Origin of the sequence: Mesorhizobium sp. M5C.F.Ca.IN.020.32.2.1 (assembly GCF_004023105.1) — a bacterium.
Classification (GTDB): domain Bacteria; phylum Pseudomonadota; class Alphaproteobacteria; order Rhizobiales; family Rhizobiaceae; genus Mesorhizobium; species Mesorhizobium wenxiniae.
The window spans coordinates 1-9,121 of sequence record NZ_RZSX01000164.1 but is presented as its reverse complement, the minus strand read 5'-3'; the positions used below and the strand labels follow the sequence as shown (position 1 = coordinate 9,121).

6 protein-coding genes are annotated in these 9,121 nt (G+C 63.3%); 4 read left to right on the top strand and 2 right to left on the bottom strand.

Going from position 1 to position 9,121, the window contains the following annotated elements:
* The 4 genes from EOA86_RS10975 to EOA86_RS10960 form a co-directional block, all read left to right on the top strand.
* Positions 1-210: glycine cleavage T C-terminal barrel domain-containing protein (locus tag EOA86_RS10975; RefSeq protein WP_164891676.1), on the top strand; the 210-nt coding region annotated here is incomplete at its 5' end.
* Positions 203-832 carry a sarcosine oxidase subunit gamma family protein gene (locus tag EOA86_RS10970; RefSeq protein WP_128341641.1) on the top strand — a complete coding sequence of 210 codons (630 nt, stop codon included), beginning with the start codon at positions 203-205 and terminating at the stop codon, positions 830-832. The genes EOA86_RS10975 and EOA86_RS10970, both read left to right, overlap by 8 nt.
* A gap of 125 nt (positions 833-957) precedes the next feature.
* A complete protein-coding gene (locus EOA86_RS10965) occupies positions 958-3,327 on the top strand; it encodes an aminomethyltransferase family protein (RefSeq protein WP_128341639.1) in 2,370 nt (789 codons plus the stop codon).
* A gap of 367 nt (positions 3,328-3,694) precedes the next feature.
* Entirely contained in the window at positions 3,695-5,404 is a 1,710-nt protein-coding gene (locus tag EOA86_RS10960) for an APC family permease (protein ID WP_128341638.1), read from the top strand.
* Between the two features lie 166 nt (positions 5,405-5,570).
* Here the strand turns inward: EOA86_RS10960 and EOA86_RS10955 are convergent, their stop codons facing one another.
* Positions 5,571-7,064: an aldehyde dehydrogenase family protein gene (locus EOA86_RS10955; protein ID WP_128341636.1), complete on the bottom strand. Its 1,494-nt coding sequence runs from the start codon at positions 7,062-7,064 to the stop codon at positions 5,571-5,573.
* A 67-nt stretch (positions 7,065-7,131) separates the two neighbouring features.
* Positions 7,132-9,121 (bottom strand): efflux RND transporter permease subunit (locus EOA86_RS10950; protein ID WP_164891675.1); only part of this gene is annotated, 1,990 nt, incomplete at its 5' end.

Genomic DNA, 9,121 nt, shown 5'->3' with positions numbered 1-9,121 from the left:
CCAGGTTTCGCCAACGATCAGGGCTATGTCACGTCGGTCTGCTTCTCGCCGACGCTCGACCAATGGATTGGGCTGGCGCTTGTCGAGCGCGGGCGCGAGCGGATCGGCGAGATCGTCCATGCGCATGACCCGCTCCGCGGCGAGGAATACGATGTCGAGCTGTGCAATCCCGTCTTTTACGATCCGGATGGAGGGCGCCAGCGTGGCTGAATCTTCGTGGCTTCCCCGCAGTCCGCTGGAACGCGCGCTTGTTGCGGGCGCTTATGGCGAGCGCGAGGTCGCGCCGGGCATTTTCCTCACTGAAGTTCGCAATTTCGAGTTGATCCAGGTGATGGCGCGGCGCGGCAAAGGGGCGGAACTGGCGAGCGCCACCACAGCCCGTTTCGGCTTAGCGGCTCCGGATGTGCCGAAGGCGGTGAGCGCTTCGGACGTGATGCTCATCTGGTCGGGACCGGATCAGTTCCTCGTCTTATCGAAGGGCGGTAAGTACACGATAAACACATTGAGCCAGGTGTTTTCGCAATCCGCCTCGCTGTCGGACCAGTCGCATGCGCGCGCCTGGATCAGCGTCTCGGGAGCCAAGGCGCGCACCATGCTGGCGAAATTGTCGTCGATCGATCTGCACCCGACGGCGTTTCCGATCGGCGCCGCTGCCGCGACGTCGATCGACCATACCAGCGTCAATCTCTGGCGCGGCGATGACGGGCCGGATGGGCAGGCGGTGTTCAATCTTCTGGTGTTTGCAACCTTCGCCGAAAGCTTGTGGCACACAATGCTCGACGCGGCCGCCGAATACGGCGTCGACATCAGGCATTCCGAGGAATTCGCGTAAAGTTTCATCCGCGTGTCTGCGGCCGGCACGAAGCCTCACCTTGCCAAATCCGGCCTTGCCGCCTATTCTTGCCGCTAAAATAATTTCACGTACAGGCAAACTTGTTTCTCGAAACTGGGGTTGAGATGAGCCAGTCGCCCTACCCCGCCGTCGCCGCCGGACCGCCCCGGCCGAGCCTGATCCTGCGGCCCGGCCAGATGGCGCTGCCGGCTGGCATGGAGCGCTATTTTGTTCAAGGCAATGGCGCGGTGCTTATCGACGTCGAGGCCCGCGACACGATCAGCGTGCGCAATGTCGAAGGCGGGCAGGCCTGCGAGCTGCTCGCATGGGACAAGACCGGCGCGACCGATGCCGGCATTTTCGGCGAGAAATCGAACAGCAATGCCGCCGGCATCAAGGCGCTGCTGGCCGATGGCGACGACAGCTTCGCTTCCTTGCGCCGGGGGCTGGAGCGACGCCAGGTGCAGCTGGACCAGGCAAAGACGGTTCGCGTTTTCGGTGGCGCCACCCCTGCCGGCACCGAACAGAGTTTTACCGTAGCCCGCAATGGCTCGATGCTCATCGCCGCCCCGGGTGGTCCTATGCTGGTCGACGGCCATGACACGGCGACGCCGCTCAGCATCATTGTGCGGCGCGCCAGCATTCGCCCAGCGGCGAAGTCGCAGCTTGGCGACCCGCTGGCCGATCCAGTGCTCGATTTTCGCGTCCAATCGGCGACCGCCGAATCCTACTTCGTCAAAGCCGGCGACTATTTGCAGATCATCGATGTGGACGGGCGCCAATGCACGGACTTCCAGTGCTTTTCGGCGCGCAAGCTCGACAAGGGACGCGACCATCCGCTCGACGTGACGACGACCCGCACGCTGATGGGTTCGAGCTACCCGATGCCCGGCCTGCACTCGAAATATTACGACCAGGACATGGAGCCGCTGGTCGAGGTCGTGCAGGACACTTGCGGTCGGCACGATGCGTTCGCGCTCGCTTGCGCTGCCAAATATTACGACGACATCGGCTATCCCGGTCACCCCAACTGCTCGGAGAATTTCAACCGTGCGCTGTCGGACAAGGGTGTAAATCCTCGCGCCGGCTGGATGGCGATCAACTTCTTCTTCAACACGGCGATCGACGCGCATGGCGTCATGGTTTCCGACGAGCCGTGGTCGCGGCCGGGCGACTATGTGCTGCTGCGCGCTTTGACCGACATCGTCTGCGTCTCGTCCGCCTGCCCCGACGACACGACGCCGGCCAATGGCTGGAACCTGACCGACATCCATGTGAGGACCTATTCCGGCCAGCACAAATTCTCGCGAGCGATCGCCAGACGCATGACGCCCGATTCGGAACCGAAAATGACCCGCGAGACATCATTTCATTCGAGCTTTGCCAGGCACACCCGCAACTTCGTCGAGTACAGGGGGTATTGGCTGGCCAACGCCTTCGCCAAGGAGGGGCCGATCGCCGAATACTGGGCCTGCCGGCAGGACGCGGTGATCATGGACCTTTCGCCGCTGCGCAAATTCGAGGTCACCGGCCCGGATTCGGAAGCGCTGCTGCAATACACGCTGACCCGCGACGTAAAAAAACTCGGCATCGGCCAGGTGGTCTATTCCGCCATGTGCTACGAGCATGGCGGCATGATCGACGACGGCACGCTGCTCAGGCTTGGCAAGGATAATTTCCGCTGGGTCGGCGGAGACGATCTTTCCGGCGAATGGCTACGCGACACCGCGACGAAACTCGGCCTCAACGTGCTGGTGCGTTCGTCGACGGACCAGATGCACAATGTCGCCGTGCAAGGACCGAAGAGCCGCGACATCCTGAAGGAGATCATCTGGACTTCGCCGCTGCAGCCGTCGATCGAGGAGCTCGAATGGTTCCGTTTCGCCGTCGCCCGGATCGGCGGCGGCAACGGCATTCCGATCGTCGTTTCGCGCACCGGCTACACCGGCGAACTCGGCTACGAGATCTGGTGCCATCCGCGCGACGCCGAAAAGGTGTTCGACGTCATCTGGGAGGCCGGCCAGCCGCATGGCTTGAAGCCGATGGGATTGCTGGCGCTAGACATGGTGCGCATCGAGGCCGGTCTGATCTTTGCCGGCTATGAATTTTCCGACCAGACCGATCCATTCGAGGCCGGCATCGGCTTCACGGTGCCGCTGAAGACCAAGACCGACGATTTCATCGGGCGCGAGGCGCTGATCCGGCGCAAGGAAAACCCGCTGAGGAAGCTGGTCGGCCTCGACGTCGACGCCAATGTCGCGGTTGGGCATGGCGATTGCGTCCATGTGGGCCGCGCCCAGATCGGCGAAATCACTTCGAGCATGCGTTCGCCGGTGCTGAACAAGACCATCGCGCTGGCCAGGCTCGACGTCACCCATGCCGCGACCGGCACCGAGGTCGAGATCGGCAAGCTCGACGGACACAGCAAGCGGCTGCCGGCGCGCGTCGTGCCCTTCGCCCACTACGATCCGCAAAAGAGCAGACCGCGCTCCTGACGGTGGCATCCCTTGCCTTCTCCCCCTGTGGGTGAAGGTGGATCGGCGCGCGCAGCGCCGAGACGGAAGAGGGGTGCTGGACGGAGGGCTGTCGGTGCCAAGCTGGATCACCCCTCATCCGACCTCGCTTCGCGAGGCCACCTTCTCCTACAACAAGGGGAGATGGTAAGAGCGTGTTCCGCATCTGCGATGTGCACAGCTTCACAAAACGCTTGACGTGAAAGCGTGACGGATCGATCTTCACTGCCAAGAAAAAAATACTACTGAGCGGAAACCGCCTGAGCTCGTTTCAACGCGTGCGTCGGTGACGCATCGCGAGGTGTCGGCTGTCGCCGATGGGAAGATCAAAAATGGGGAATCCACGTATATGAGCACAATAGTCTCTGCCCTGGTGCCGCCTGCCGAAGGGCAGCTGCACCGCAATATCGATTGGCGCGGCGCCTTCTGGGTGGCAAGCGGCGTTCCCGCCCTTGTCCTGTTTTCGATCGGCGGCATTGCCGGCACGACCGGCAAGCTGGCCTTCCTGATCTGGACGGTGTCCATGATCATGGGCTTCCTGCAATCCTTCACCTATGCCGAGATCGCCGGCCTGTTTCCGAACAAGTCCGGCGGCGCTTCGATCTATGGCGCCACCGCCTGGCTGCGTTATTCCAAGTTCATCGCGCCGCTGTCGGTGTGGTGCAACTGGTTCGCCTGGTCGCCGGTGCTGTCGCTCGGCTGCTCGATCGCCGCCGCCTATATCCTCAACGCGCTGGCACCGGTGCCGCTGTTTACCGACGCCTCGCCGGAAGTCGCCGCCTATATCGCGGCTAACGCCGGAACGAGTGCCGCCGATGCCATCACGGCGGTGACCGCGGCCGCCACACCGGCGATCCGCAACTGGACGCTTTACGGGCACACGCTGGGTCCGGTCTCCTTCACCTTCAACGCCACCTTCTTCATCGGCGCCGTGCTGATGCTGATCATCTTCTCCATCCAGCATCGCGGCATCCTGGGCACGGCAAACGTGCAGAAATATATCGGCCTGTTCGTCATCATTCCGATGCTGATCGTCGGCGTCGTGCCGATCGTCACCGGCCAGATCGACTGGGCGAATTTTTCGCCGCTGGTGCCGCTGGCGGCCGCCTATGCGCCGGAGCCCGGGGCGTGGAACATTGCCGGCTGGACGCTCGTTCTCGGCGGCATGTTCATTGCCGCCTGGTCGACCTACGGTTTCGAGACTGCCGTCTGCTACACGTCCGAGTTCAAGAATCCCGGCACCGACACCTTCAAGGCGATCTTCTATTCCGGCCTGCTGTGCATGCTGCTGTTCATCCTCGTGCCGTTCACCTTCCAGGGCGTGCTCGGCTTGAATGGCATGCTGGCGACCCCGATCGTCGACGGCTCCGGCGTTGCCGACGCACTGGCCGGCATGGTCGGCGGCGGACAGCTGATCCATAGCCTTCTGGTGATGCTGATGATCCTGGCCCTGGTGCTGTGCATCATGACGGCGATGGCGGGGTCCTCGCGTACGCTCTATCAGGGCTCAGTCGACGGCTGGCTGCCGCGCTATCTCAGCCATGTCAACGAACACGGCGCCCCGACCCGCGCCATGTGGACCGACCTGATTTTCAACCTGGCCGTGCTGGCCATCGCTTCGGCCGACGCGACCAGCTTCTTCTTCATCCTCGCCGTGTCGAATTGCGGTTACATCATCTTCAACTTCCTCAACCTCAATGCCGGCTGGATCCATCGCATCGACAACGGCCATATCGCGCGGCCGTGGAAGGCACCGAGCTGGCTGCTCGGCCTCGGCGCCATCCTTGCCTATGTCAACATGATCTTCATGGGCGCCGGTGCAAAGGTCTGGAACCCGATGGCACTGTGGGCAGGGCTGATCACGGCTGGCCTCATCATCCCGGTGTTCTGCTTCCGGCATTACATTCAGGACAAGGGCAAATTCCCCGACCACATGCTGGCTGATCTCGGCATGACCTCATCCGATCTCGCCGTCAGAAAGGCGGGCATCCTGCCCTACCTGACGCTGATCGCCGGCGTCGTGGTGATGCTGCTCGCCAACTGGCTGTTCGTCATCTGACCTCCGCCTCAAAGATTGAGCGCGCGATGCGCGCTCGATCCTCTTGCACGTTTGTTCTTGCTTTGTTCCGGCAGTTATTCTAGTGATTTAGCTGTAGTGCCGATTGGCACCGATAACCCGCCGCCGAGGCGGGTTTTTTCGTTTCATGCCATATCCCGCGTGAGACTCAATCGATCTTGATGAACACGCCTTTGGTGTTGAGATACTCGTCGAGGTGCTCGGCACCGCCCTCGCGGCCGTAGCCGCTCATCTTGTAGCCGCCGAAAGGCATGGCCGGATCGATGGCGTGATAGGTGTTCACCCAGACCGAGCCGGCGCGGATTTTCCTGGAAAGCTGGTGGGCGGTGGCGAGATTTTGGGTGAACACCCCTGCGGCAAGCCCGTAGGGCGTGTTGTTGGCTCGCTCGACCGCCTCGTCGAGCGTATCGAACGGCAATGCCGAGATGACCGGCCCGAAGATTTCCTCGCGCGCGATCCTCATGTCGTCCGAGACACCGGCAAAAACCGTCGGCGCGACGAAATTGCCGGCGGCCAGCGCACCCTCCATAAGGCGTTCACCGCCGGTGACGAGGGTCGCGCCCTCCGCCGTGCCGGCCTCGAGATACGAGGCGACCCGTTGCAGCTGCTTTTCGGAGACGAGCGGGCCGATCTCGGTCGCCGGGTCGATGCCGTCGCCGATCCTGAGGCCCTTGGCATAGACCGCCAGGCGCTCGACAAACTCGTCATGGATGGAGCGTTCGACGAACAGGCGCGAGCCGGCGATGCAGATCTGGCCGGAATTGGCGAACACCGACATCGCCGCGACCGGCACCGCCCTGTCGAGATCGGCGTCGGCGCAAACGATGACCGGCGACTTGCCGCCAAGCTCCAGCGAGACGCGTTTGAGGTTGCCGGCCGAGGCGCGGACGATCGATTGGCCCGTTGCCGTCGAGCCGGTGAAGACGATCTTGTCGACGCCCATATGCTCGGAAAGAGCGGCACCTGCCTCCGCACCGGTGCCGGTTACGATGTTGACGACGCCTGGCGGAACGCCGGCCTCGTTCATGATGTCGGTGATCAGAAGCGGCGTCAGCGGCGCCTCTTCCGAAGGTTTCAGCACCACGGTGCAGCCCGCGGCAAGCGCTGGCCCGATCTTCCAGATCGAAGCGGCCGTCGGTGCGTTCCAGGGGATAATGGCGCCGACGACGCCGACCGGCTCCTTGCGCGTGAAGGAGACGATTTCGCCCGGCAGCGAGTTCTCAATCGTCTCGCCATGCAGGGACGTCGCCATGCCGGCGTAGTAGCGCAGCATACCGATGACGCGGTTGCGGTTGGCACGGGTACGCACGATCGGCATGCCCATGTCGGTCGTGTCCGAGCGGCTGATCTCCTCCCAGTGCTTTTCGAAAAGGTCGGCGATCCTGAGGAGCAGCACCTGTCGCTCGTAGGGCTTATACCGGCTCCACGGCCCGTCGAAGGCCCGGCGCGCCGCAGCCACCGCCAGCTCGATATCATCGCGGTCGCCGCGCGGCACCGTGGCGATGACCGCGCCGGTTGCCGGATTGCGGGTCTCCATGATGCGGCCCGAACGGGCGTCGAGCCAGGCGCCATCGACGAACATCTGACGGTGGCGGCCGTCGATCGGCTGGCGCAGCGCCACCGGTGCCTGAACTATGGTCATGACGTTCTCCTCCAGCGCTCTGCCGGTGGGCGGATTTAAACCTTGGACGTCACATCTGCCAACAGCGCTATTCGGCGGCCAGAGCCAGTCGCGGCCTGTCGTCGTTTTCTGCCAGCTCCGGCTCGGCCGCCTGCTCCGCATCCTCGGCCTTCTTGCGCTCCCTGCCGAAGAACAATGCATAGCCTGCCGGAAGGACGAGTATAGTGAGCACTGTGGCAACGAGGATGCCGCCCATCATGGCATAGGCGAGCGGACCCCAGAAGACGCCGCGCGAGATCGGGATCAGCGCCAGGACCGCCGTCAGCGCGGTCAGCATGATCGGCCGGAAACGGCGGACCGCCGAGCCGATAATGGCCTCCGAGCGCTCCATGCCGGCCGCTATATCATGGTCGATCTGGTCGACCAGAATGATCGAGTTGCGCATGATGATGCCAAGCAGGGCGATCACGCCGAGGATGGCGACAAAGCCGAACGGCGCGCCACTGATCAAAAGTGCCGCCGCAGCGCCGATGATGCCGAGCGGACCGGTCGCCAGCACCAGCATCGCCTTGCCGAAATGCTGCAATTGGATCATCAGCAGCACGACGATGACGGCCAGCATGATTGGAGCTTTCGCAGCAATGGAGGCCTGGCTTTCGGCCGAATCCTCGGCGCCGCCCTGAATCTCGATGTTGTAGCCGGGCGCCAGACCGTCGCGCAGGCCTTGCATCTCGCTGTACATCTTCATGACGACATCGTTCGACTGCACGCCATCCGGCAACGTGGCACGCACGCTGATGGTCGGCAGGCGGTCGCGCCGCCACTCGACGCCTTGCTCCAGCACCGGGACGACCTTGGCGACCTGCGACAGCGGCACGAAGCCACCGAAATCCGTCGGGACAGAGACCGAGTCGACCGCCGACAGCAGGTGACGGCTTGCTTCCGGTTCGCGGGCGACGATCGAAACGGTCTCCTCGCCGTCGCGGAAATCATCGAGCGGCGCGCCCGACATGGTTGCCTGCAGCATCTGGCGGATGCGCTGCGAGGTGACGCCGAGCGCACGGGCGCGATCCTGGTCGATCACCAGCTTCATCTCCGGCACCGGCTCCAGCCAGTCGTCGTGGACGGCGCCGAGCAGCGGATTTGCCTGCAACTTCGCCTTCACCTCGTCGGCGATGCGGCGCACCTCCTGGCGATCCGGACCCATGACGCGCATCTGCACCGGCCAGCCCGTGGGCGGCCCAAGGAACAGGCGGTCAACCTTGGCGCGAACCGACGGGAAATCCTCGGCCAGAATGGTGCGCAGCTTGACGATCAGCCGCTCGCGGGCCGGTTCGTCATTGGCCATCACCAGAAGCTGGGCGAAGTTCGGATTGCGAAGCTGCTGGTCGAGCGGCAGGAAGAAGCGCGGCGCGCCCTCACCGATATAGGTGGCGATGAAGCGCTTGTCCTTGTCGTCCATCATCCTGGTTTCGAGCGCCTTGGCCTGCGTCTCGACTTCCTTGATGCTGGTGCCTTCCGGCAGCCAGAGGTCGACAAGGATTTCCGGACGCGATGACTGCGGGAAGAAATTCTGCGGGATGAACTGGAACGCCCACAGGCTGGTGACGAAGGTCACCAGCGTCATGACCAGCACGATGATGCGGTGGCGCACGGACCAGCTGACGGTGGCGCGAAGCCGGCGGTAAAAGCGTGTGTCGAAGACATCGTGATGGCTGCCGGCGTGTTTTCGCTGCTTGAGGATCATGTGACCAAGCCACGGCGTGAAGTAGACCGCCACGAACCAGGAGACGACCAGCGCGATGCCGACAACGTAGAACAGCGAGCGCACATATTCACCGGCCGTCGAAGCCGCGAAGCCGACCGGGATGAAGCCCGCGGTGGTGATCAGCGTTCCGCTCAGCATCGGGAAGGCCGTCGAGGTATAGGCGAAGCTCGCCGCCTCGATTTTGACCAGTCCTTCCTCGAGCTTGCGCTCCATCATTTCGACGACGATCATCGCGTCGTCGACGAGCAGACCGAGCGCAATGATCAGCGCGCCGAGCGAAATGCGCTGCAGATCGATGCCGATCTCGTAC